Annotated in this window: 20 protein-coding genes; 9 read left to right on the forward strand and 11 right to left on the reverse strand. The window is 71.8% G+C overall.

Annotation, left to right across the window (positions count from 1 at the left end; genetic code table 11):
• The first annotated feature begins 38 nt into the window (after nt 1-38).
• The 3 genes from gltB (at nt 39) to pyk (ending at nt 7,599) form a co-directional block, all read left to right on the forward strand.
• Nucleotides 39-4,604: a glutamate synthase large subunit gene (gene gltB / locus ASF78_RS00255; RefSeq protein WP_056583548.1), complete on the forward strand. Its 4,566-nt coding sequence runs from the start codon at nt 39-41 to the stop codon at nt 4,602-4,604.
• Nucleotides 4,597-6,063 carry a glutamate synthase subunit beta gene (locus ASF78_RS00260; RefSeq protein WP_056583550.1) on the forward strand — a complete coding sequence of 489 codons (1,467 nt, stop codon included), beginning with the start codon at nt 4,597-4,599 and terminating at the stop codon, nt 6,061-6,063. The genes gltB and ASF78_RS00260 overlap by 8 nt, the downstream gene beginning before the upstream one ends.
• 99 nt (nt 6,064-6,162) lie before the next feature.
• Complete coding sequence (gene pyk, locus ASF78_RS00265) at nt 6,163-7,599, forward strand: pyruvate kinase (RefSeq protein ID WP_056583553.1); 1,437 nt, start codon at nt 6,163-6,165, stop codon at nt 7,597-7,599.
• Nucleotides 7,600-7,663: 64 nt separating this feature from the next.
• Here pyk and ASF78_RS00270 read toward each other — a convergent pair whose 3' ends face one another.
• Nucleotides 7,664-8,353, reverse strand: a complete 690-nt coding sequence (locus ASF78_RS00270) for a hypothetical protein (protein WP_056583556.1) — start codon at nt 8,351-8,353, stop codon at nt 7,664-7,666.
• A 125-nt stretch (nt 8,354-8,478) separates the two neighbouring features.
• On the opposite strand from ASF78_RS00270, the gene ASF78_RS00275 reads away from it, so the two are divergent.
• Nucleotides 8,479-10,182 carry an MFS transporter gene (locus ASF78_RS00275; RefSeq protein WP_082494722.1) on the forward strand — a complete coding sequence of 568 codons (1,704 nt, stop codon included), beginning with the start codon at nt 8,479-8,481 and terminating at the stop codon, nt 10,180-10,182.
• On the opposite strand, the gene ASF78_RS00280 is transcribed toward ASF78_RS00275, so the two are convergent.
• Both ASF78_RS00280 and ASF78_RS00285 read right to left on the reverse strand, forming a co-directional pair.
• Nucleotides 10,108-11,211 carry a bifunctional 2-polyprenyl-6-hydroxyphenol methylase/3-demethylubiquinol 3-O-methyltransferase UbiG gene (locus ASF78_RS00280; RefSeq protein WP_056583559.1) on the reverse strand — a complete coding sequence of 368 codons (1,104 nt, stop codon included), beginning with the start codon at nt 11,209-11,211 and terminating at the stop codon, nt 10,108-10,110. The genes ASF78_RS00275 and ASF78_RS00280 overlap by 75 nt on opposite strands.
• Before the next feature lie 60 nt (nt 11,212-11,271).
• On the reverse strand, nt 11,272-12,018 hold the full coding sequence (locus ASF78_RS00285) for a S9 family peptidase (RefSeq protein ID WP_200940497.1): 747 nt from the start codon (nt 12,016-12,018) through the stop codon (nt 11,272-11,274).
• A 38-nt stretch (nt 12,019-12,056) separates the two neighbouring features.
• On the opposite strand from ASF78_RS00285, the gene ASF78_RS00290 reads away from it, so the two are divergent.
• Nucleotides 12,057-12,629 (forward strand): DinB family protein, encoded by a 573-nt coding sequence (locus ASF78_RS00290; protein WP_056583566.1) that lies wholly within the window; start codon nt 12,057-12,059, stop codon nt 12,627-12,629.
• Here the strand turns inward: ASF78_RS00290 and ASF78_RS00295 are convergent.
• From ASF78_RS00295 to ASF78_RS00310, 4 genes are read right to left on the reverse strand one after another with little or no spacing between them, the layout of a single operon-like run.
• Nucleotides 12,618-13,292 (reverse strand): hypothetical protein, encoded by a 675-nt coding sequence (locus tag ASF78_RS00295; protein WP_082494723.1) that lies wholly within the window; start codon nt 13,290-13,292, stop codon nt 12,618-12,620. The two genes, ASF78_RS00290 and ASF78_RS00295, sit on opposite strands and share 12 nt — an antisense overlap.
• Nucleotides 13,293-13,315: 23 nt before the next feature.
• Nucleotides 13,316-14,629 carry an NAD(P)/FAD-dependent oxidoreductase gene (locus tag ASF78_RS00300; protein ID WP_056583571.1) on the reverse strand — a complete coding sequence of 438 codons (1,314 nt, stop codon included), beginning with the start codon at nt 14,627-14,629 and terminating at the stop codon, nt 13,316-13,318.
• Nucleotides 14,630-14,677: 48 nt separating this feature from the next.
• Nucleotides 14,678-15,604, reverse strand: a complete 927-nt coding sequence (gene sigJ, locus ASF78_RS00305) for an RNA polymerase sigma factor SigJ (protein ID WP_082494908.1) — start codon at nt 15,602-15,604, stop codon at nt 14,678-14,680.
• 16 nt (nt 15,605-15,620) lie between these two features.
• Nucleotides 15,621-16,361 carry an SDR family oxidoreductase gene (locus ASF78_RS00310; RefSeq protein WP_056583574.1) on the reverse strand — a complete coding sequence of 247 codons (741 nt, stop codon included), beginning with the start codon at nt 16,359-16,361 and terminating at the stop codon, nt 15,621-15,623.
• 84 nt (nt 16,362-16,445) lie between these two features.
• On the opposite strand from ASF78_RS00310, the gene ASF78_RS00315 reads away from it, so the two are divergent.
• Both ASF78_RS00315 and ASF78_RS00320 read left to right on the forward strand, forming a co-directional pair.
• Complete coding sequence (locus ASF78_RS00315) at nt 16,446-18,500, forward strand: GMC oxidoreductase (RefSeq protein WP_156373986.1); 2,055 nt, start codon at nt 16,446-16,448, stop codon at nt 18,498-18,500.
• A gap of 48 nt (nt 18,501-18,548) precedes the next feature.
• Nucleotides 18,549-19,733 (forward strand): YibE/F family protein, encoded by a 1,185-nt coding sequence (locus ASF78_RS00320; RefSeq protein ID WP_056583575.1) that lies wholly within the window; start codon nt 18,549-18,551, stop codon nt 19,731-19,733.
• Here ASF78_RS00320 and ASF78_RS00325 read toward each other — a convergent pair.
• The 3 genes from ASF78_RS00325 to ASF78_RS00330 form a co-directional block, all read right to left on the reverse strand.
• A complete protein-coding gene (locus tag ASF78_RS00325) occupies nt 19,710-20,966 on the reverse strand; it encodes a YibE/F family protein (protein WP_235518322.1) in 1,257 nt (418 codons plus the stop codon). The two genes, ASF78_RS00320 and ASF78_RS00325, sit on opposite strands and share 24 nt — an antisense overlap.
• Before the next feature lie 66 nt (nt 20,967-21,032).
• A complete protein-coding gene (locus ASF78_RS22200) occupies nt 21,033-21,179 on the reverse strand; it encodes a hypothetical protein (protein WP_156373987.1) in 147 nt (48 codons plus the stop codon).
• A gap of 87 nt (nt 21,180-21,266) precedes the next feature.
• Nucleotides 21,267-21,995, reverse strand: coding sequence for a DUF72 domain-containing protein (locus ASF78_RS00330; protein ID WP_056583579.1), 729 nt, complete (start codon nt 21,993-21,995; stop codon nt 21,267-21,269).
• Nucleotides 21,996-22,095: 100 nt separating this feature from the next.
• Between ASF78_RS00330 and ASF78_RS00335 the strand changes: the two genes are divergently transcribed.
• A complete protein-coding gene (locus ASF78_RS00335) occupies nt 22,096-22,359 on the forward strand; it encodes a GlsB/YeaQ/YmgE family stress response membrane protein (RefSeq protein WP_055915150.1) in 264 nt (87 codons plus the stop codon).
• 80 nt (nt 22,360-22,439) lie between these two features.
• Nucleotides 22,440-23,348: a glucose 1-dehydrogenase gene (locus ASF78_RS00340; RefSeq protein WP_056587815.1), complete on the forward strand. Its 909-nt coding sequence runs from the start codon at nt 22,440-22,442 to the stop codon at nt 23,346-23,348.
• A 3-nt stretch (nt 23,349-23,351) separates the two neighbouring features.
• Here ASF78_RS00340 and ASF78_RS00345 read toward each other — a convergent pair whose 3' ends face one another.
• On the reverse strand, nt 23,352-24,023 hold the full coding sequence (locus tag ASF78_RS00345) for an AIM24 family protein (protein WP_056583582.1): 672 nt from the start codon (nt 24,021-24,023) through the stop codon (nt 23,352-23,354).
• Nucleotides 24,024-24,040 lie beyond the last annotated feature (17 nt).

Below are 24,040 nucleotides of genomic sequence, written 5' to 3' on the forward strand. Positions count from 1 at the left end.
AATTCCCCGACCCGTCGGGGACCGTGAGGACGGTGCAGATGTCGACGTCGCCCGCGAGCCTTGGCGCAGTACGCGCGCCGCTGCCGCAGGGTCTCTACGACCCCGCTGCCGAGCACGACGCGTGCGGATTCGCTTTCGTCGCCACGCTGCGCGGCACACCCGGGCGGGACATCGTCGACGCGGGCCTGACCGCGCTGCTCAATCTCGACCACCGCGGCGCCGTGGGCGCCGAGGAGGACAGCGGCGACGGCGCCGGCATCCTCACGCAGATCCCCGACGCGTTCCTGCGCGACGTGGTGGACGCCGAGCTCCCGCCCGCGGGCTTCTACGCGATCGGCATGGCGTTCCTCCCGGTCGACGAGACGGAGCAGCGCCTGGCCGTCACGGCGCTGGAGTCCATCGCCGCCGAGGAGAAGCTCGACGTGCTCGCGTGGCGGGAGGTCGTCGTGACGGCGGATCTCGTCGGGCCGACCGCGCGCGCGTCCATGCCCGTCTTCCGCCAGCTGGTGGTCGCCGACCCGTCACGTGAGCTGTCAGGCATCGACCTGGACCGCCGTGCGTACCGCCTGCGCAAGCGCGCCGAGCGGGAGCACGGTCTGTACTTCGCGTCGCTGTCCGCCCGCACCATCGCCTACAAGGGCATGCTCACCACCGGGCAGCTCGAGCCGTTCTTCGCGGACCTGTCCGACCCGCGGTACGCCTCCGAGATCGCGCTGGTGCACTCGCGCTTCTCGACGAACACGTTCCCGTCCTGGCCGCTCGCGCAGCCGTTCCGGATGATCGCGCACAACGGCGAGATCAACACGGTCCGCGGCAACCGCAACTGGATGGCGGCCCGTGAGGGCACGCTCGCCAGCGACGAGCTCGGTGACCTGACGCCGCTGCTCCCGGTCTGTACGCCGGGCGGCTCGGACTCGGGCAGCTTCGACGAGGTGCTCGAGCTGCTGCACCTGTCGGGGCGGACGCTGCCGCACGCGGTCATGATGATGATCCCGGAGGCGTGGGAGAACCACGCCCAGATGGATGCGTCCCGCCGCGCGTTCTACGAGTACCACTCGACGCTCATGGAGCCGTGGGACGGCCCCGCGGCGATCACGTTCACCGACGGGACGCTGATCGGCTCGGTGCAGGACCGCAACGGGCTGCGTCCCGGCCGGTACTGGGTCACCGAGGACGGACTCGTCGTGTGCGCGTCGGAGGCCGGGGTGCTGGACATCGACCCCGCGACGATCGTCGCGAAGGGTCGGCTCGAGCCCGGTCGCATGTTCCTCGTGGACACCGGCAAGGGCAGGATCATCGACGACCAGGAGATCAAGTCGTCCCTGGCGGCGCAGCGTCCGTACGCGGACTGGGTGCGCGACAACTCCGTCTACCTCCAGCAGCTGCCCGAGCGTGAGCACGTCGCGCACTCGGCCGCCTCGGTGCGCCGTCGGCAGCGTGCGTTCGGGTACACCGAGGAGGAGCTGAAGATCCTGCTCAGCCCCATGGCCGCCGCGGGCGCGGAGCCGCTGGGCGCGATGGGCTCGGACACCCCGGTCGCGGTGCTCTCCACCCGGCCGCGGATGCTCTTCGACTACTTCACGCAGATGTTCGCGCAGGTGACCAACCCGCCGCTGGACGCCATCCGCGAGGAGCTGGTGACCGCGATCGGTGGTGCGATCGGCCCGGAGCCGAACCTGCTGGAGGACGGCCCGGGGCACGCGCGCAAGCTGATCCTGCCGTTCCCCGTGATCGACAACGACCAGCTCGCGAAGATCGTGCACGTCGCGAAGGAGCCCTCGCTCGGGTACCGGTCGACGATCATCCGGGGGCTCTACAAGGTCGGCGGCGGGGGTGAGGCGCTCGAGGCGCGTCTCGAGGAGATCTTCGCCGAGGTCGACGCAGCCGTGGCCGACGGCGTCAGCTTCCTGGTCCTGTCGGACCGGCACTCGGACGCGGACCTCGCGCCGATCCCGTCGCTGCTGCTGCTCAGCGCGGTGCACCACCACACGCTGCGGCGCCACACGCGCACGCAGATCTCGCTGGTCGTCGAGGCCGGCGACGTGCGCGAGGTGCACCACGTCGCGCTGCTGATCGGCTACGGCGCGGCGGCCGTCAACCCGTACCTCGCGATGGAGACGGTCGAGGACCTCGCGCGGTCGGGCTACCTCCCCGGTGTCGGCCCCGAGAAGGCCGTCGCGAACCTCATCAAGGCCCTCGGCAAGGGCGTGCTCAAGGTCATGTCCAAGATGGGCATCTCCACGATCGCGTCCTACCGCGGCGCGCAGGTCTTCGAGGCCATCGGGCTGTCGCAGCCGTTGGTGGACAAGTACTTCACGGGCACGACGAGCCGCCTCGGTGGCATCGGCCTGGACGTCATAGCGGCCGAGGTCGCGGCGCGCCATGCGGACGCCTACCCGGCCAGCGGCAACCGGCAGGCCCACCTGCGGCTCGCAGTCGGCGGCGAGTACCAGTGGCGCCGCGACGGCGAGGACCACCTGTTCGACCCCGAGACGGTGTTCCGGCTCCAGCACTCGACCCGGACGCGCCAGTTCGACGTCTTCCAGCAGTACACGACCCGGGTCGACGAGCAGTCGTCGCGCCTGATGACACTGCGGGGCCTGCTGGCGTTCAAGGAGGGCGAGCGCACGCCCGTCCCGCTGGACGAGGTCGAGCCGGTCAGCGAGATCGTCAAGCGGTTCAACACGGGCGCCATGTCCTACGGGTCGATCTCGATCGAGGCGCACGAGACGCTCGCGGTCGCCATGAACAGCATCGGCGGCAAGTCGAACACCGGCGAGGGCGGCGAGGATCCCGAGCGCCTGCACGACCCGGTGCGACGTTCGGCGATCAAGCAGATCGCGTCGGGCCGGTTCGGCGTCACCAGCGAGTACCTGACGAACGCCGACGACATCCAGATCAAGCTCGCCCAGGGCGCCAAGCCCGGCGAGGGCGGGCAGCTGCCCGGCAACAAGGTGTACCCGTGGATCGGGCGGACCCGGCACTCGACGCCGGGCGTCGGGCTCATCTCGCCGCCGCCGCACCACGACATCTACTCGATCGAGGACCTGGCGCAGCTGATCCACGACGCCAAGAACGCCAACCCGCGGGCGCGGATCCACACCAAGCTCGTCAGCGAGTTCGGGGTCGGGACCATCGCGGCGGGTGTCGCCAAGGCGCACTCGGACGTCGTGCTCATCTCGGGTCACGACGGTGGCACGGGCGCGAGCCCGCTGACGTCGCTCAAGCACGCGGGCACCCCGTGGGAGATCGGCCTCGCGGAGACGCAGCAGACGCTCGTGCTGAACAACCTGCGCGACCGCGTGGTGGTCCAGGTCGACGGCCAGCTCAAGACCGGCCGCGACGTCGTGATCGGCGCGCTGCTCGGTGCCGAGGAGTTCGGCTTCGCCACCGCGCCGCTCGTCGTGTCCGGTTGCGTCATGATGCGCGTCTGCCACCTCGACACCTGTCCGGTGGGCGTCGCGACGCAGAACCCGGAGCTGCGCGCCCGGTTCACCGGCAAGCCCGAGTTCGTCGTGACGTTCATGGAGTTCATCGCCGAGGAGGTCCGGTCGCTGCTCGCGCAGCTGGGGTTCCGCACGCTGCTCGAGGCGGTCGGCCACGTCGAGCTCCTCGACACGCGCGCGGCGATCGACCACTGGAAGGCCGAGGGTCTCGACCTCACGCCGGTGCTCGCCGTCCCGTCGCCGGTCGCCGGCACGGAGCTGCACCACACCAAGGACCAGGACCACGGTCTGGATCGCGCGCTCGACAACCGCCTGATCGCGCTGGCCGGTGACGCGCTGGAGCGCAGCGAGCCGGTCCGGATCGACCTGCCGGTGCGCAACGTCAACCGGACCGTCGGGACGATGCTCGGTCACGAGGTGACCAAGCGGTTCGGCGGAGCAGGGCTGCCCGACGACACCATCGACGTCACGCTCACGGGCTCGGCCGGGCAGTCGTTCGGCGCGTTCCTGCCGCGCGGCATCACGCTGCGGCTGTTCGGGGACGCCAACGACTATGTCGGCAAGGGGCTGTCCGGCGGGCGCATCGTCGTGCGCCCCGACCGCAACGCCGCCCTGTCGAGCGAGCACAACGTGGTCGCCGGCAACGTCATCGGCTACGGCGCGACCACGGGGCAGATCTTCCTGCGCGGCCTCGTCGGCGAGCGCTTCGGCGTCCGGAACTCCGGCGCGACGCTGGTCGTCGAGGGCGTGGGCGACCACGGGTGCGAGTACATGACGGGCGGCACGGTGCTGGTGCTCGGCCGGACCGGCCGCAACTTCGGTGCCGGCATGTCGGGCGGCACGGCGTACGTGCTCGACCTGGTCCCGGCCCTGGTGAACGTCGACGCCGTGCGGACGAAGGAGCTCGCGCTCGACCCGCTCGACGACGAGGACGCCGCGCTCGTGCAGTCGCTCCTGCGCGCGCACCACGACGAGACCGGTTCGCCGGTCGCCGCCCAGCTGCTCGAGGACTTCCCCTCGACCCGGGCGCGGTTCACGCGCCTGCTGCCCACCGAGTACGCCCGCGTCCGCCGCGCGCTCGCGCAGGCCGAGGCCGATGGCCTCGACCCCGCCGCGCCCGGCGTGTGGGACCAGATCCTGGAGGTGGCCCGTGGCTGACCCCCGCGGTTTCCTCAAGGTCCGCGACCGTGAGCTCCCGCCCAACCGGCCCGTCGAGGTCCGGCTGCGGGACTGGAAGGACGTCCACGAGCACCTGCAGGACGGCCAGCCGTACCTCAAGGAGCAGGCGGGCCGCTGCATGGACTGCGGCATCCCGTTCTGCCACAACGGCTGCCCGCTCGGGAACCTCATCCCCGAGTGGAACGACCTGGTGTGGCGCGGTCAGTGGTCCGACGCCATCGACCGGCTCCACGCGACGAACAACTTCCCGGAGTTCACGGGCCGCATCTGCCCGGCGCCGTGCGAGTCGAGCTGCGTGCTGGGCATCAACCAGCCCGCCGTGACGATCAAGAACGTCGAGGTCTCGATCATCGACGAGGCGTTCGAGCGCGGCTACGTGACCCCGCAGGTCCCGCAGCGTCTCACCGGTCACACGGTCGCCGTCGTCGGCTCGGGTCCGGCCGGGCTGGCTGCCGCGCAGCAGCTGACCCGGGCGGGACACACCGTCGCGGTCTACGAGCGGGACGACGCCATCGGCGGCCTCCTGCGGTACGGCGTGCCGGACTTCAAGCTGGAGAAGATCCACATCGACCGCCGTCTCGTGCAGATGGAGGGCGAGGGCACCCGGTTCCGGCCGGGCGTCGAGGTGGGTCGCGACGTCACGTGGCCGCAGCTGCAGGCGCGGTACGACGCGATCGTGATCGCCACCGGTGCGACCGTGCCCCGCGAGCTGCGGGTGCCGGGCAAGGAGCTGGGCGGCGTCCACGTCGCGATGGAGTTCCTGCACCAGGCCAACGCGGTCGCGGCGGGGAAGCCTGTGGCCGACCAGATCACGGCGACCGGCAAGCACGTCATCATCATCGGCGGCGGCGACACGGGTTCGGACTGCCTCGGCACCGCGCTGCGTCAGGGTGCGGCGTCGGTGACGACGCTCGCCATCGGCAAGCGCCCGCCGCTGGAGCGTCCCGAGCACCAGCCCTGGCCGACGGACCCGATCCTGTTCGAGGTCTCGTCCTCGCACGCCGAGGGCGGCGACCGCGACTACCTCGCGTCCACGGTCGAGTTCGTCGGCGACGAGTCCGGCACGGTGCGCGCGCTGACGCTGGCGACGACGGAGTACCTGTCCGACGGTCGCCGCGTGCCGACGCCCGGCACGGAGCGCGAGATCCCGGCGGACCTGGTCCTCGTGGCGATGGGCTTCACCGGCCCCGAGGTCGACCCGCTCACGGAGCAGATCGGCATCGAGCTGACCTCCCGCGGGCTCGTCGCGCGCTCCGACGACTACGCGACGACCGTCCCCGGCGTGTTCGTCGCGGGTGACGCCGGTCGAGGTCAGTCGCTCATCGTGTGGGCGATCGCCGAGGGCCGCGCAGCAGCGGCGGCCGTCGACACGTACCTGTCCGGCAGCACCGAGCTGCCCGCCCCCGTCACCGCCAGCACCGTGGCGCTGCGCCCCTGAACCCACCCCCGACCGAGTCACGTACCGGGCCGGCCACAGGGCCGGATCGGGACTTTCGGTCCGTCCCCGTGAAAACACGAAAGGCATAGGCTCGCTGTCATGCGTAGAGCAAAGATCGTTTGTACCATCGGCCCCGCCACAGAGTCTGCCGAGCAGATCCAGGCCCTCGTCGACGCCGGGATGGACGTGGCACGGCTCAACCGCAGCCACGGCGACACCGAGGTCCACAAGCGGGTCTACGACAACGTCCGTGCGGCTGCGCAGGCGTCCGGCCGGTCCGTCGCGGTCCTGGTGGACCTCCAGGGCCCGAAGATCCGCCTCGGCCGGTTCACCGACGGCAAGCACGACCTCGCCGTCGGTGACACGTTCACCATCACGACCGACGACGTCGAGGGCACCAAGGAGCTCGTCTCCACGACGCACAAGGGCCTGACGGACGACGCGCGCGTCGGCGACCCGATCCTCATCGACGACGGCAAGGTCCTGGTCCGCGTGACCGCCGTCGAGGGCACCCGCGTGGTGACCCGTGTCGAGGTCCCCGGCACCGTCTCCAACAACAAGGGCCTCAACCTGCCGGGCGTGGCCGTCTCCGTCCCGGCGATGAGCGACAAGGACGCGGAGGACCTGCGCTGGGCCCTCACCATCGGCGCCGACATCATCGCGCTGTCGTTCGTGCGGTCCGCCGCCGACTACGACGACGTGCGCCGCATCATGGAGGAGGAGAACCGGGTCGTCCCGGTCATCGCCAAGATCGAGAAGCCGCAGGCCGTCGAGAACCTCGCCGAGATCATCGCGGCGTTCGACGGCATCATGGTGGCCCGCGGTGACCTGGGCGTCGAGCTGCCGCTCGAGCAGGTTCCGCTGGTGCAGAAGCGCGCGGTCGAGCTGGCCCGTCGCAACGCCAAGCCGGTCATCGTGGCCACGCAGGTCCTCGAGTCCATGACGACCAACCCGCGGCCCACCCGCGCCGAGACCTCGGACTGCGCCAACGCGGTGCTCGACGGTGCCGACGCGGTCATGCTCTCGGGCGAGACGAGCGTGGGCGACTACCCGATCGAGACCGTGCGCACCATGGCGCGGATCATCGAGGCGACCGAGGAGCTGGGCCGGGAGCGCATCGCGCCCCTGGGCTCGACGCCGCACACCCGCGGTGGCGCGATCACCCGCGCGGCTGCGGAGATCGGCGAGACCCTCGACGTCAAGTACCTGGTGACGTTCACGCAGTCGGGCGACTCGGCGCGGCGCATGTCGCGTCTGCGCTCGGCGATCCCGCTGCTGGCGTTCACGCCCGTCGACGACGTGCGCAACGTCCTGTCGCTCAGCTGGGGCGTGCAGACGTACCGCGTGCCGTCGGTCGAGAACACGGACGCGATGGTCAGCCAGGTGGACTCGACGCTGCGCGCCAACGGTCTGGCGGAGGTCGGCGACTACGTCGTCGTCGTCGCCGGTGCGCCGGTGGGCGTGGTCGGCTCCACGAACTCGATCGTCGTGCACAAGATCGGTGACGAGGAGAACGCGAGCGGGCGCATCGCCTGACGCCTTCTCGTTCGCCGCACGACCCGTTCGGCCCCGCGCCCTGCACGCGGGGCCGAACGTCGTCTCAGACCTGCACGGGGAACGTGAGCAGGACGCCCAGCGTGGCGAGCAGGACGACCCCGCCGATGGCGATCATCGTGGTGCGCTTACGGGGGGAGCCCAGCTTCGAGCCGATGCCGGAGAAGAAGAGCACCGACGCGCACAGCACGGTGGCCAGCACGTAGCTGTCCTTGCGCTCGATGGCGATTCGGGCCTCCGCCGCGGAACGCTCGGACGCCTCGTCGAGCCGCACGGACTCGGTGGTCGAGGCGAGGACGTACTCGTCCATCGCGAAAGGGCTCGGTGGCGCGCCGGGGCTGGTCAGCGGGTCCTCCGCCAACCACGCGTGCACGGCGGGCTTGAACTCGGGCCGGAACCGTTCGAACAGGAACCCGGAGTACTGGTCCGGATCGGGCACGTAGGGCTCGGGCAGGACCGCGTCGCCTTCTTCGTGCAGGGCGGCGAGCCAGTCGGTGAAGAGCATCACGTCGATGGTCGTCTGCTGACCAGCGAGCGTCGCCGCCTGGTTGGACTCGGCGCGCTCGCGCGAGGCTGCGCTGTAGGCGATGGCCTGGACGCCGCCCCACTGGCTGCTCTGGAACGCCGACCACGCGGTCAGCACCGTCGCGACGGCGAGCAGGATCGTCGCGATCAGGTCGAGGTGGCGGTACCAGCCGGACTCCGTGACGCCCACCGGCTCAGCCGTCTCGCCCACTGCCCACCCCCTCGGTTTCTCGGCAGCGTAGCGCCTGGTCGTAGCGGTGACCGGGTCGGTGGTGGTACCTCTGGTGTCCGGTCGTCCGGGCACGGAGGACGTGGTGCGATGAGGAGCGGTGCCCGATGACCCAGAAGTCCGGTGGAGCGGCAGGGCTGGTCCTGTTCACGCTCGCGACGGCGCAGTTCCTCATGACGCTCGACAGCTCGGTGATGAACGTGTCGATCGCCCAGGTCGCCGCAGACGTCGGGACGACCGTGACGGGCATCCAGACGGCGATCACGCTCTACACCCTCGTGATGGCCAGCATGATGATCACCGGGGGCAAGGTCGGCAGCCTGATCGGGCGGCGCCGGGCGTTCGCCATCGGGTGCGTGATCTACGCGTGCGGCTCGTTCGTGACGTCGATCGCGCAGAGCCTCACCGTGCTGATCATCGGCTGGTCGGTGCTGGAAGGGCTCGGTGCCGCGCTGATCATGCCGGCGATCGTCGCGTTGGTGGCGTCGAACTTCGCCTCCAAGGACCGTCCGCGGGCGTACGGGCTGGTGGCCTCCGCGGGGGCCATCGCGGTGGCGGCCGGGCCGCTGATCGGCGGGTTCGTCACGACGTACTGGACCTGGCGGTACGTGTTCGCCGGTGAGGTCGTCCTGGTCATCGGCATCCTCGCGCTCACCCGCAAGCTGGCCGACGCCGCGCCCGAGGCTCGGTTCCGCCTCGACTACGTGGGTTCCGTGCTGTCCGCCGCGGGACTCGGACTGGCGGTCTTCGGTGTGTTGCGGTCGGGGGAGTGGGGGTGGGTGCTGACCCGCCCCGGCGGTCCGTCCTGGCTCGGTCTGTCACCGACCATCTGGCTGATCCTCGCGGGCATGGTGGTGCTGCGGCTGTTCTTCTCCTGGGAGAACCGGATGGTCGCCGCCGGTCGGGAACCGCTCGTGCGGCCCGCGATGCTCCGGAACGCCCGGCTGGCCGGCGGCCTGACGATGTTCTTCTTCCAGTTCATGATCCAGGCGGGGCTGTTCTTCGTCGTGCCGCTGTTCCTGTCGATCGCGCTCGGTCTGACCGCCCTGCAGACGGGTGTGCGGCTGCTCCCGCTGTCGGTCTCGCTCCTGATCGCCGCCGTGGGCATCCCACGGTTCTTCCCGACCGCCTCCCCGCGCGAGGTCGTGCGCTGGGGCCTGGTGAGCATGCTGCTGGGCATCGTCGCGCTCATGGGTGCGCTCGAGGTGGGGGCGGGTGCGGAGATCGTCGCCGTGCCGCTGCTGCTGGCCGGGTTCGGGGTGGGGGCGCTGTCGTCGCAGCTCGGTGCGATCACCGTCTCGGCGGTCGCGGACAAGGACGCGGGTGACGTCGGCGGGGTGCAGAACACGATGACCAACCTGGGGGCGTCGCTGGGCACCGCGGTCGCCGGGTCGATCCTCATCGCGACTCTGACCTCGACCCTGCTCGTCGGCCTCGGCTCCAACCCGGAGGTGAGTGCGGAGGTCTCGGAGACCGCGAGCGTGCAGCTGGCGTCGGGGGTGCCGTTCGTCTCGGACGTCCAGCTGGAGTCGGCGCTCGAGGAGGCCGGGCTCCCCGCCGAGGAGGTCGAGGCGGTGGTCGCCGAGAACGAGTCCGCCCGGATCGACGCCCTGCGCGCGAGCCTCGCGGTCCTCGCGCTGATCGCGGCGCTCGCGCTCTACTTCTCCCGACTGCTGCCCACCGCACCGGTGGGGTCGGAGCCGTCGGGCGCGGACGGACCGGTGGGGGAGACGCCGTCAGAGGTGGAGCCGGTAGAACCGGAACATCTCGTGCTCGACGGGAAGGATCTCGACGCGCGAGAACCCGGCTGACGCGGCGTACCCGGCGAGCACGGCCGGGCGCATCACCGTTCCCGTGCCGACGCCGCCCGGCGTCGAGAGACCGTCGGGGAGGCAGCACACGATCGAGTACCCGTAGAGCAGTCGCTCGACCGGGTCCGCGGGTGCCGCGAAGGACTCCGCGGTGCGCTCGTCCATGACGAGCACGTAGCCGTCGTCGTGCGCGATCGCCCGCATGGCCGCGAGGACGCCGACGGGGTCCGGCATGTCGTGGACGCACTCGTAGGCCATCACGACGTCGAACGCGCCTGTTCGGCTCTCGCTCAGGGCGGCGGCGTCGACGGCAGCGAAGGAGACGCGGCCGTCGAGCCCCCGGTCGGCGGCGTGCCGGCTCGCAGCCGCCACCGACGGCTCGTCGACGTCGAAGCCCTCGAACGTGGACGTCGGGAACGCGGCTGCGAGGCCGATCGACGACCAGCCCTCGCCGGTGCCGATGTCCGCCACACGTGCGCCTCCCTGCAGGGCGGTGTGCAGCTCGGGGATCGCCGGCACGATCTGGTCGGGCAGCTCGTCCAGGAAGAGCGGGCGGTTGAGCGCCGCCTGGGCGGTGCGGGCGTCGTCCCCGAACTGGGACCAGCTCACGCCGCCGCCGGACCGGGAGGCGGCGACCAGGTCGTCGATCCGGCGGCACGCCGCGATGACGAAGCCGGCCACCGGTGCCACGTGCAGCGCGCTGTCGGGGTCGGTGAGGACGGCGACCGCCCCGGGCGCGACCTGGTACCGGCGTCGGGTCGCGTCGTCGTGGTCGTCCACGAGCAGCCACCCACCGACGGCCTGCTGCTCCAGCCACTCGCGTGCGTAGCGCTCCTGGGTGCCGGTCCGGGCGGCCAGGTCGACGGACGTGAGCGGCCCGTCGTCGACGAGCGCCTGGTACCAGCCAAGGGTGCGGCCCAGGTGGATCGCGACCAGGTCGATCCCGCCGAGCGTCGCGGCCATGATCCGGTCCGCGAAGGCGGCGGGCGCCGCATCGGCGGCCGGTGTCTCGAAGAGGTCGGTGCTCATGGTTCCTCCAGACTCGGTGGCGCAGGTGTCCCTGAGTCTGGCCCTGTGCAGGGTGCCGCGTCAGCCCACGACTCTGCGCAGTGCGCCGAGGACGACCGGCCAGGCGGTGGATGCCGGGTCGACGAGCTCGAAGTGGTCCGTTCCGGGCAGCTCGACCAGGTCGGCGCCGGTGCGGGCGCAGTAGCTGCGCGCCACCTCGACGGGCACGATGTCGTCGAGCAGGCCGTGCACGACGACGGTGTCGGCGCCAGGGCTACCGAGCACGGCCGGGTCGGTGCTCGCGAAGCGTTCCGGCACCGCGCGCGGGCCGCCGCCCAGCAGCTCACGGACCGCCCCGCCGCTCAGGCCGAGCCGGTCCACCGCCGCGAGGTCGGCGGCGGGCGCCAGTGCTACCACCCCACGGACCAAGGGCGCCCTTCCCGTGCGACCGGGTGCGCCCACCGGGAGCCGGTCCCGCGCGGCGGCCCAGAGTGCGAGGTGCCCGCCGGCCGAGTGGCCGACGTAGGCGACGGACCCCAGGTCCGCACGGTCGACGAGCGCGACCTCCACCGCATCGACGGCGTCCCCGACGTCCGTGAACGTGGACGGCCAGCCCCCGCCACCCCCGACCCGGCGGTACTCCACGTTCGCGACGGCGAAGCCCTCGGCGGTCAGTGCGTCGGCCACGACGCGCAGGTGCACCCGGTCGTACGCGACCCTCCAGAAGCCGCCGTGCAGCAGCACGACGAGCGGCGGCCGCGTCGCGCCCGGCGGGAAGGTGAGATCGACGACCTGGTCGGGGTCGGTGCCGTAGCGGAGGGTCTCCACACCCGGACAGTACGCACCGCGCACGGCATAGTGGCGGCATGGACGAGAAGGACACCCTGCTCCGCCACCTGCGAGACCTGCGCGCGAGCATGCTGGGCAAGCTCGACGGTCTCGGCGAGTACGAGATCCGTCGACCGATGACCCCGACGGGCACCAACCTGCTCGGGCTGGTCAAGCACGTCGCCAGCGTCGAGCTGGACTACTTCGGCGTGGTGTTCGGACGTCCGAGCGGGCGGCAGCTGCCGTGGCTGGCCGACGACGCGGAGGTGAACGCGGACATGTGGGCGACCGCCGACGAGACGCGTGACCAGATCGTCGAGCTCCACGAGTTCTCCGCCGCGCACTCCGACGAGACGATCGAGCTGTTGCCGCTGGACGCACCGGGACAGGTGCCGTGGTGGCCGGAGGAGCGCCGAGACGTGACGCTGCACCAGATCCTGGTGCACATGAGCGTCGAGAGGGCTCGGCACGCGGGCCACGCCGACATCGTGCGCGAGCTCGTCGACGGCGCGGTGGGCAGCCGTCAGGACGACCCGAACATCCCGACGATCGACTGGCCGACCTACCGCGAGCAGCTCGAGGCGGCGGCACGACAGGCGTCAGGCCGGTGAGGCCGGGATCGGGTCGGGACGGCTGCGCCCCGGCGTGAGCAGGATGGCGACGCTGAGCACGAGCACCCAGGCGGGGAAGAGCAGCTGCGCCCACTTGTGCTCGCCGGCGACGAGGAGGAGCACCAGCGCGACCGCGTAGCCGCTGAAGGGCACCCAGCGCGGAACGGCCGCGGTCCGCAGCGCGACAGTGCTCACGGACAGGGTGAACACAGCTGCCATCCGCATCGCGTACACCGAGACCAGCGCCTCCGTGGTGCCGCGGCCGAACGTCCATACGCCGGCGTCGAGGTCCTCCCCGGACACCATCGCGACCAGGCTCGTCGCGGTCACCGCGCCCTGGAACAGCATCGCGAGGAAGAGCAGACCGCTGCCCAGGAAGACCGTCGAGAAGAGCCGGTCCTCGACCTCACCGAGCTGGTCGCGCACCACGCCGATGAACCAGAGGAACGCGATCCCCGCGAACGGCACGAGGTTGAGGGCGAGGCGGACGAGGCGGCGTCGACCGGCGTCGAGCTCGATCTGGCCGACGCTCTCCCCGGCGACGGCCAGCCGCATCATCGTGAGTGCCGCGATGAGCAGCACCGCGAACACGATGCCTGCCACCGCAGCGGACCGTCTGCTGCGCCAGCGTCGGGCGACGAGGCCCGTGGCCTGTGTGGTCACGGGCCCATCCTGGCAGGGCGGGTCTACCGGGGCGCCCCGCCGCGCACGAACGCCTCCCGCGGGTGCTGCACGCTCGCCAGCGAGACGATGTCCCGCCCGAAGACGCCGGCGGCCAGCCAGACGGCCAGCACCCTGATCTTGCGCTCCCAGGTCGGGACCGCCAGCACGTGGTAGCCGCGGTGCATCACCCACGCGGGGAAGCCCTTGACGACCAGGCGGCGGTACTGGAACACGCCCTGACCCAGGCCGAGCGTGGCGACGACGCCGAGGCTCTGGTGCACGTAGTCCTTCGGGGTGCCGCCACGCAGGACCGCGGTGATGTTCGCGGCGAGGTGGCGGCCCTGGCGCACGGCGTGCTGGGCGTTGGGGACGGTGCGCGCGCCGGAGCCGACGGCGATGTCCGGGACGGCGGCGTCGTCCCCGGCGGCCCAGGCGTCCGGCACGAACGCCTCCACCGTGCCGATCCGCAGGTCGGCGCGCACCCGGAGGAACCCGCGGTCGTCGACCGGGAGGTCCGTGTGCTGGGCGACCACCGGGTTCGCGGCGTTGCCCGCGGCCCAGACGATCAGCTCGGAGTCGAACGCCTCGCCGGTCGAGAGCACGACGTGACCGCCGACGGCGGAGACGAGCTGCGTGTTCAGGTGCACGTGCGCCCCACGATCCTCGAGCGCCCGCACCACCCAGCGTCCCGGCTCGTCGGTGACCTCCGGCAGGATGCGGCCCGCCGCCTCGACGAGGTGAAAGCTCAGGTCGGCAGGCGAGAGCTCCGGGTAGGAGCGCAGCAGCGAGGTGGCCAGCGACAACAGCTCGCCGAACCCTTCGACCCCCGAGAAACCGCCGCCCACGAACGTGACCGTCAGGAGACGCTGCCGCTCCGGTCCCGGCGGTAGGACCGAGGCGCGGTCGAACGACGTGAGGAGCTTGTCGCGGATCGCGACGGCCTCCTCGACGTGCTTCATCCCGATCGCCTGCTCCGCGATGCCCGGGATGGGGAACGTGCGGGTGACCGCCCCGGCGGTGATCACGACGACGTCGTACTCGATCTCGACGTCGTCGCCGTCGGCGGGCCTGACCTGCAGCGCCCGGCGCGCGTGCTCGACGCGGGTCACCTCGCCCGCGACCACCGTGGTGCGGCGCAGGTGCTTGCGCAGCGAGACGGCGGCGTGCCGGGCCTCGACCGACCCGGCCATCACCTCGGGCAGGAACGGCTGGTAGGTCATGTACGGGCGCGGGTCGATCACGGTGATCTCCGCCTCGTCCGGACGCAGCTTCTTCTCCAGGTTCCAGGCGGCGTAGAAGCCCGCGTAGCCACCGCCGACGATCACGATCCTCTGCATCTGTGTCACACCTCCTCGACCACGCAGGACCCCGGAACGTGACACTCCTCAGGCGTCGGGCGCGAACTGCCGCATCTTGCTCGGGGTGACCTGGATGTAGACGTGCTCGATGCCGCGGTCGGAGCCGTCCAGGGCGAGGATCGCCTGCGGCTCACCTGCGCGCGACGTGACCAGCAGGGCGGTGCCGCCGTTCGCCTCCACGATCCGCAGCGTCGAGTCCTGCCAGTACTTGCGCAGGATGTTGTCCAGGAACGTGACGGTGCGCGCGGCGCCCACCAGCTCGACACGGGACGCGTGCACCTCACCGCCGCCGTCGGGCCGCACGACGACGTCGTCGACGAGGAGGCGTTCCAGTCCGTCGAGGTCCCCGACCCGGGCGGCCGCGACGAACGACTCGAGCAGACGCCGCTGCTGCGCGGGCGACGCGGGCGCCGACCGCTCGGACTCCAGGTGCTCGCGCGCCCGCCGGGCGACCTGACGGGCGTTGACCTCGGTGGTGTCCAGGACCTCGGCGATCTCCCGGTAGGAGTAGGCGAACGCCTCGTGCAGCACGTACGCCGCGCGCTCGGGCGCTGTGAGCTTCTCCAGCAGGAGCAGCACCGCCAGCTCGAGCGCCTCCGCCCGCTCGGCGCCCAGCGCGGGGTCCGCGCTGGTGTCCACCGGCTCGGGCAGCCACGGACCGATGTACGTCTCGCGCCGGGCGTGCGCGGAGGTGGTCGCGTTGATGGCGAGCCGGGTCGTCGTCGTGGTGAGGAACGCCGCAGGGTTGCGCACCACGGCGCGGTCGGTGCCCTGCCAGCGCAGCCACGCGTCCTGCACCACGTCCTCGGCCTCCGCGACGCTGCCCAGCATCCGGTAGGCGATGCCGAACAGGCGGGGACGCACGTCCTCGAACGCGGCCACGTCCGTGTCCGGGACGTTGGCGTTCCACCCCGCGCTCGGCGCGGTCGGGTTGTCGGCGGTGTCGCTGGTCACCGTCACAACATAAAGGTCAGCGTGCCGACCAGTCCTCGAAGCTGGTGGTCCCGAGGGTCGCCTCGCCCAGCGGGACGAGCGTGTCCTCCTCCAGCGCGGCACCGAAGTAGGTCGCGGCGGGGTCCGTGACGACCTCGCGTGCGTCGCCGTGGGCGACCAGGTAGCGACGCCCGAGGTCGTCGAGGCGGAACTGCTCCGGACCGGCGATGTCGACCCGGGTGTTCGTGGGCGCTCCCACGGCGACGCTCCGGAGCGCTGCGGCGACGTCGTCGGCGGCCATCGGCTGGATCAGCACGTGCGCCAGCCGCACCGTCGAGCCGTCCGTCGCGGAGTCGACGATGCCGCCGACGAACTCGAAGAACTGGGTCGCGTGCACCAACGAGTAGGGGATCGGGGAGTCCTCGATGAGCTGCTCCTGCGCGATCTTGGCGCGGAAGTAGCCGCTCTCGGGCAGCCGCTGCGTGCCGACGACGGACAGCGCGACGTGGTGCCGGACGCCGGCTTCGGCCTCGGCCGCCAGCAGGTTCCCGGTCGACGTCCGGAAGAACTCCAGGACCGCGGCCGCCTCGAACGACGGCGAGTTCGACACGTCGACCACGACGTCGGCCCCGGTGAGCACGTCCGCCAGTCCGTCGCCGGTCAGGGTGTTGACGCCGGTGCCGGGCGACGCGGCGACGGCCTCGTGCCCGTCAGCGGCCAGCAGCGCGACGAGCTTGGAGCCGATGAGCCCCGTGCCTCCGATGACGACGATCTTCATGGGTGTACCTCCTGTGTCTGTGACCAGCGACGCGCTGGACACCACCTTCGACCACGCGGCGCGGACAGACGTGACACTGGGCGCGTGACCGTGGACTGGAACGACGTCTCGGCCTTCGCCGACACCCTGGTGCCGCAGGACGAGTACCCGTCCGCGTCGCAGGCGGGCGTCGTCGACCGGTTGCGTGCCGACGCCGAGGGCCTGAACCGCGCGCTGTGGTCGTCGCTGCTGGGCCCCGGCATGTCGTGCCTGACCGACGAGATCGCCGTCCGGGGCGCGGAGGGTCTCGTCCCGGACCTGCTCGCGGGACGCACGACCGTGCCGTGGACCGTCGACAGCGCACTGTTCGTGGAGACCATGACCAGGCTCTGCGCGGAGCAGTACTACGGCGCACGTGACGCTCCTGGCTGGGCGATGGTCGGGTACCGGGCAGGTCCCCGACGCGGCCCCGACCTCCTCGGCCCCGGCCCGGCACCGCTGCGCACCCGGCGCCTGGCGGACGCCACCGACCGGTACGACGCGGTCGTCGTCGGATCGGGTGCCGGCGGGGGAGTCGCGGCCTCCGTGCTGACGCGTGCGGGGCTGCGGGTGCTGCTCCTGGAACGTGGTGAGGCGCTGTCCTCCGAGCAGGTGGGGAACGACCACCTGCGCAACTTCCGGATCAGCCGCTACGGGCACAACGTGCCGCCGTACCTCGGCGACGGGGGCGTCCGCGTCGTCGTCGACCCGGACGGGACCGAGCGGGTCGAGCCGCCGTGGGGACCGGGCTACGGCGCCTTGCCGTACACGCTGGGCGGAGGGACGCGGCTCTACCAGGGCATGGCGTGGCGGCTCACGCCGGAGGACTTCCACCTGGCGACCACGCACGGGGTGCCGGACGGCAGCTCGCTGAGCGACTGGCCGCTGACGTACGCCGACCTGGAGCCGTTCTACACGCGCGCCGAGCAGGAGATCGGCGTCTCGGGGGACGGCACGGCCCACCACAACCAGGGCGCACGCTCGGCCGGCTACCCGATGCCGCCGCTGCCGGACAACACCGAGGCGCAGATGCTGCGGCGCGGCGCCGAACGGCTGGGGCTGACCACCGGGCCGGTGCCGATGCTCATCAACTCGGTCCCGCGGTCCGGCCGCGGACGGTGCGTGCAGTGCGGCGAGTGCGTCGGGTTCGCGTGCCCCAGCGACGCCAAGAACGGTCCGTACAACACGGTCCTGCCCGATGCGGTGGGCGCCGGGTGCCACCTCGTGACCGGCGCCAGAGCCCTCGAGGTGCGCAGCGACGCGGCGGGGAGGGTCACCGGGGTGCTCGTGGTCGACGAGGCGACGGGGGAGCGGCGGACGGTCTCCGCGGCCCACGTGGTGCTCGCCTGCGCCGCGGTCGAGACCGCGCGGCTGCTGCTGGCCAGCCGGTCCGACGCGCACCCCGACGGACTCGGCAACCACTCCGACCAGGTGGGCCGCCACCTGCAGGGACACGTCTACGTCGGCGGGTTCGGCCTGTTCGACGACCCGGTCATCGACGGGCCCGGACCGAACGTCCGCATCGCGACCTGCGACTACGTCAACCGGCTCCCGGGCGCGATCGGCGGCGGGGTGCTGGCGAACGAGGTGCTCAAGCTCCCGATCGCGCACTGGTCCGGCGCCCTGCCGCCCGAGACGCCGCGGTGGGGGCTCGCGGGCAAGCACGCGATGCGCGACCTGTACCGGCGCACCAGCCACGTGTTCGGCCCTGTGCAGGAGATCCCGGTGCCGGACCTGCGCGTCACGCTCGACCACCGGCACGTGGACCGCCACGGGATGCCGGTCGCCCGGCTCGCCGGCCGGCAGCACCCGCTGACGCTCGTCGCGGCCGGCCTGCAGTCGGAGCGGGCGCTGGAGTGGCTCGACGCCTCCGGTGCCTGTCGCGTCTGGTCGACCGGACCGGTGTGGGACGGCGTCTCCGCGGGCCAGCACCAGGCGGGCACGTGCCGGATGGGGAACGACCCGGCGACGTCGGTCACCGACCCGTTCGGTCGCGTGCACGGGCACGACAACCTGTGGGTCATGGACGGGTCGGTCCACGTGACCAACGGCGGGTTCAACCCGGTCCTGACGATCCTGGCCCTGGCCTACCGGAGCGCGGAGCACCTCGCGGCGCGCTGACGGCGTGTCCGCGTCCCGCACGCGCGCCCGTCCACGGATCCTGGTCCGATGAGCGCGCACACCCACGACGTCACACCCGCCTCACCGCAGGTTCGTCGGCACGCGCGCCGGATCTTCACCGCGATCCTGGTACCCGCGCTGCTGGTCACCCTGGTGGGTGCGTGGGTGCTCTGGCCCACCGGGGAGCGACCCGTGCTGGAGACCTCCCCGCCAGGCATGACGTTCCCCACGGTCACCGTGGCCGAGGTGTTCCCCGACGCCTCCGACCCGTTGCGCCAGGTCCGCGCGACCACCGCGGACGGGTCGAGCGCGTGGGTCCAGGTCCCGCCCGAGTACCTGCCCGAGATCGATCCGGGCGACCGGATCATCGCCGCCGACCTCGGCAGCCTGGGCACCCCGGACTCGGGTCTCGTCTTCACGGACTTCGTGCGCGGCCCGCCGCTCGGCCTGCTCGCCGCGGTGTTCACGGTGCTGGTGGTCGCCGTGGCCCGGTGGCGGGGCTTCGCCGCCCTGCTCGGGCTCGGCATCTCGATGGCCGTCATCGGGGCGTTCATGCTGCCCGCGCTGCTCGAGGGCAAACCGGCTCTGCCCGTGGCGCTGGTGACGTCGTCGGCCATCATGTTCGTGGTCCTCTACCTGGCGCACGGCTTCTCCCTGCGCACGTCCACGGCCCTCGTCGGCACGCTGCTCGGCCTGCTCGCGACCGGGTTCCTCGCGACGTGGGCGAGCGGTGCGGCACACCTGACGGGCCTGTCGGGGGAGTACGCCCTCGACCTGCTGTCCTACGCCCCGCAGGCGCGGATGAGCGCGGTGCTGCTGTGCGGCATGGTCATCGCAGGGCTCGGCGTGCTGAACGACGTGACGATCACGCAGGCGTCCGCGGTGTGGGAGCTGCACGGCAGCTCACCGGACGCCGGCTGGCGGGAGCTGTTCGGCCGCGGCATGCGGATCGGTCGCGACCACATCGCGTCGACGGTCTACACCATCGTGTTCGCGTACGTCGGGGCGACCCTGCCGCTGGTCCTGCTGGTCAGCATCTCCGACCGCGCGATGCTGGACGCCCTGACCAGCGGGGAGCTGGCCGAGGAGGTGGCCCGGACGCTGGTCGGGTCGATCGGGCTCGTGCTGGCCATCCCGCTCACGACGGCGATCGCCGCGTGGGTCGTGCGGGCCACCCGGTCGGCGCAGGCGACGCAGGGGGAGCCCGAGCTAGTGGACGTGACTGTGCCCTGAGGTCCGGCCCAGCCGCGCCGGCTCCTGCCCGTGGGCGACGACGGCCGCGATCGCGGTGGTGAACGGGATCGCGAGGATGAGCCCGATGGCGCCGGCCAGCGTGCGGACGATCTCCTGCGCGAACTGGCCGCTGGTCAAGGTCTGGCCCAGGGGCAGCTCGTAGATCTGCAGGAGCAGCAGGACCGGGAGCGAGGCGCCCGCGTAGGCGAAGGCGATGGTGTAGATGGTCGACGCGATGTGGTCCCGGCCGATCCGCATGCCGCCCGTGAACAGTCCGCGCCAGGTCGCGTGCGGGTCGACGGCGCGCAGCTCCCAGACCGCTGACGCCTGCGTGATGGTGACGTCGTTCAGCACCCCGAGACCGGCGAGCACGACGCCGCAGAGGAAGACGCCGCGCAGCGCCGCCGCGCCGTTGTCGCCGAGGAGGGCCGCCAACCGGTAGTCCTCCTCGGTCGTCGCGCCGGTCAGGTGCGCCGCATCCGCCCCGAGGGCGCCGAGCGCCCCGACCAGCAGGAGCCCGGTGAGGGTGCCGAGCAGCGCCGTGCTGGTCCGCAGGGAGAACCCGTGCGCGAGGTACAGCACGACGGCCATGATCACCGCCGACCCGCACAGGGCGAGCACGACGGCGTTCTCCCCGGCGATCAGCCCCGGCAGGACGTACTGCCACAGCACGACGAACGCGAGGGCCAGCCCGACGATCGCCCGCAGGCCACGCCACCCGGCGACCAGGGCCGTGATCAGCACGAACGCCAGCGCGAGGGTGGCGAGCGGGACGCCGCGGGCGAAGTCCGACCAGGCCCACGTCTCAGGGGCGCCGTCGGCCGCCGGGTAGTGCTGGACGACGATCCGGGTCCCCTCGGGGACGTCGGTGGCCGTGAGCGTCGCGGTAGCCCACACCTCGATGTCGGTCCCGGCCTGCGCGCCGGACGTGACGGTGGCAAGGACGAGGAGGCACGGGACCTCCTCCGGCTGCGAGCCGTCCGGGAGACGGTCCTCGACCGTCGACTCGCACTGCTCCGTCCGGGTGCCGGTGACCTCCGCCGTGACGTGCTCGACGCCGACGTCGACGAGCCCGGCCCGCTGCCCGCTCCCGCCGTCGTCGTGCGGCCACGTCAGGATCATGCCGACGACCGCGGCAAGCAGCAGGGGCGCGAGGACCAGTCCGAGCACGAGGGTGGACCGGGACGACCGGCGCTGGCGAGGGCGGGTGGTCTGCTCGTCCGGTGCGATCACGGGGTCGATTGTGCATGAGCGAGGCGCCGAGCCTGTTCGGCTGCGGCGCCCCGGCTGTGCAAGGTCCTAGCGGGGGTCGACGTTCTGCTCGTCGATCCCGTCGGCCTTGATCTTCTCGGCGTCGGTCAGCTCCGCCTCGGCCTCGGCCTTGACGTCGTGGACCACCGGGCTGTCGTCTCCGGTGTCGTGGACGATCCTGTCGTCGGTGTGCATCTCGACCTCCTCGTCGTACAGCTTCGTGCGAGAGGCGAGCGTAGGTCCGGCTCGTCGTCCGCGCGCGGCGAGCGGCGGACACGCAGGTCAGGCGCCCAGGAGCTGGCGCAGCGTGCGGGCGTTGCGCACCGCGTTCCCGTCCCCGTCGTTGTTGAGGTAGAGCAGGACGTCGTGGCCGGCGCCGGACCACTCGCGGACCCGGTCCGCCCACCAGCGCAGGTCGTCGTCGGAGTAGGAGCCGCCGTAGAGGTGGTCGTGGTCGGGGCCGTGCAGCCGCACGTACACGGTGGACGCGGTCGCCCGCAGCACGCACGGCAGGTGGGCGCCGCTCATGACGACGTTGGCGGCCCCGTGGCGCTCCAGGATCGCGAACACGTCGTCGTGTTGCCACGACGGGTGCCGCAGCTCGACGGCCACCCGCACCCAGCCGGGCAGCGTCCGGAGGAACCAGTCCAGCCGGGCGTCGTCGCGCTCCTGGTCCGGCCGCAGCTGGACGAGGAGAACCTCGCGCCGGTCCCCGAGCTCGTGCCACGAGCGCGCGATCCGGTCCGACCAGGCCTCCGGCCCGTACAGCCGCTTGGCGTGGGTCAGGCCGCGCGACGCCTTGACGGACATGCCGAACCCGGGCGGGAGCCGGCGTCGCCACCCGGCGAACGTCGAGTCGCGCGGCCAGCGGTAGAAGCTGGCGTTGAGCTCGACCGTGTCGAACTCCTGGACGTAGCGACCCAGCCGCTCCCCGGAGGGGAGCCCCGGCGGGTAGAGGACGTGCTCCCAGTGGTCGTACGACCACCCCGACGTACCTATGCGGATGCTCACACCCGGACAAACCTCTCGTCTCAGCGCGCGGAGTTGGCGAATCGCCCCTAGATTCACTCGTCGCCGTACCCGGCGCACCATCACCGTGAGGAGCCTCATCATGACCCCCGCAGGCATCATCTCCGCGATCATCATCGGCGCCATCATCGGCGTCCTCGGCCGCCTGGTCGTCCGCGGAAAGCAGAACATCTCCATCCTCGTCACGATCATCGTCGGCATCGTCGCGGCGCTCCTGGGCACCTGGCTGGCCGGCCTGGTCGGCGTCCAGACGACGGACGGTATCGACTGGATCGAGCTGCTCTTCCAGGTGGTCCTCGCCGCGATCGGTGTGGCGATCGTCGCCGGCTCCGGCCGCCGTCGCTGACCGGACGACGGGAGCGGTCCACCTGGTTGGTGGGCCGCTCCCGTCGCGTCGAGATGCGGGCGGGGTCCCCGCGGCCGACGATGAAGCAGCCGAAGAAGCCGGCGACGCGACGGACGCACCTCGCAGGAGCACCCGTGCCAGACCAGTTCCCCGCACAGCAGCAGCAGCCCCCCGGGCTCACGGAGCCCATGACCCCGACCCCCGACCACGGGGAGTCCAGCTACGAGGGCCACGGCTCCCTGACCGGCCGGAAGGCCCTGATCACCGGCGGCGACTCGGGCATCGGCCGGGCGGTCGCCATCGCGTACGCCCGGGAGGGCGCCGACGTGGCGATCGTGTACCTCCCGCAGGAGCAGGAGGACGCCGACGAGACCGCGCGCTGGGTCGAGGAGGCCGGTCGCCGGTGCGTGCAGATCCCGACCGACCTGACGGACGAGCAGTCCGCGCGCGCAGCCGTGCGGACGGCGGTGACCGAGCTGGGCGGGCTCGACGTCCTGGTGAACAACGCCGGGTTCCAGATGGCGCGCCGCGAGTCGATCGCGGACATCTCCTCGGAGGACCTGGACCGGACCTTCAAGACGAACCTGTACGCGCTGTTCTGGGTCACCCAGACGGCGCTGGAGCACATGGGCGAGGGCGGCGTGATCCTCAACAACTCGTCGATCCAGGCGTACCAGCCGTCCGAGACGCTCCTGGACTACGCCTCGACCAAGGCGGCGATCAACAACGTGACCGTCAACCTGGCCGCGGAGCTGGGACCGCGGGGGATCCGCGTGAACGCCGTCGCACCGGGACCCATCTGGACACCGCTGCAGCCGGCGACGCAGTTCACGGAGAAGGTCGAGAAGTTCGGCTCGGACACCCCGCTCGGGCGTGCGGGACAGCCGGCCGAGGTCGCGCCCGCCTTCGTCTTCCTCGCGGCGGACGCGACCGCGTCCTACGTGTCCGGCACCGTCCTGGGGGTCACGGGCGGCAAGCCGGTCTTCTGAGAGCTACCCCTGGTTCACGACGGGGTGGCCCTCGGAGGCCTGCACGACCACGAAGCCCTGCCCGACGAGCCCGAGCTGGTAGGCCTCGCCGGAGCCGCGCCCGATGACCGCCCCGATCTTCGCGGTCTTGCGGACCGTCGACTGCAGCGACGTCGACCACAGCACGGCTGCCTGCATGTCCACGTAGGTCGGCACGTCGACCTGCAGGACGACCGGGGTGCCGTACGCGGTCACGGCCAGCGCACCGGTGCCGGTGAAGGTGGTGTTGAACAGACCTCCGCTGAGCATCGAGGCGCCTTCGACCCGGTTGATGTCCCAGGTCAGGGTGCTCTCGAACGCGAGGATGGCGGAGCCGCTGACGGTCACGCTCTCGCCCTCGAGGTGGATGATGAAGATCTCGTCGGCGTCCTGGGCCAGGAAGACGTCGCCGCTGCCCGAGACCTTCATCAGCGACATGCCCTCGCCGGTGAAGGCCTTCTTGAACATCTTGGCGACGCCGCCGCTGCCCTGGTAGTTGAAGTCGACGTCGCCCTGGTAGGCCACCATCGACCCCTGCTTCGCGTAGAAGAACCCGCCCGTTCCGGCGAGGTCGACCTTGAGCATCCGCTCGTTCTGGAGCACGAAGCTGCCGGGCTCGGTGGACCGTTCGGCGTTCTGCATGAGTGAGCTGCGCATCGACGCATGCTAGCCGT

This window comes from Cellulomonas sp. Leaf334, assembly GCF_001424195.1.
Classification (GTDB): Bacteria; Actinomycetota; Actinomycetes; order Actinomycetales; family Cellulomonadaceae; genus Cellulomonas.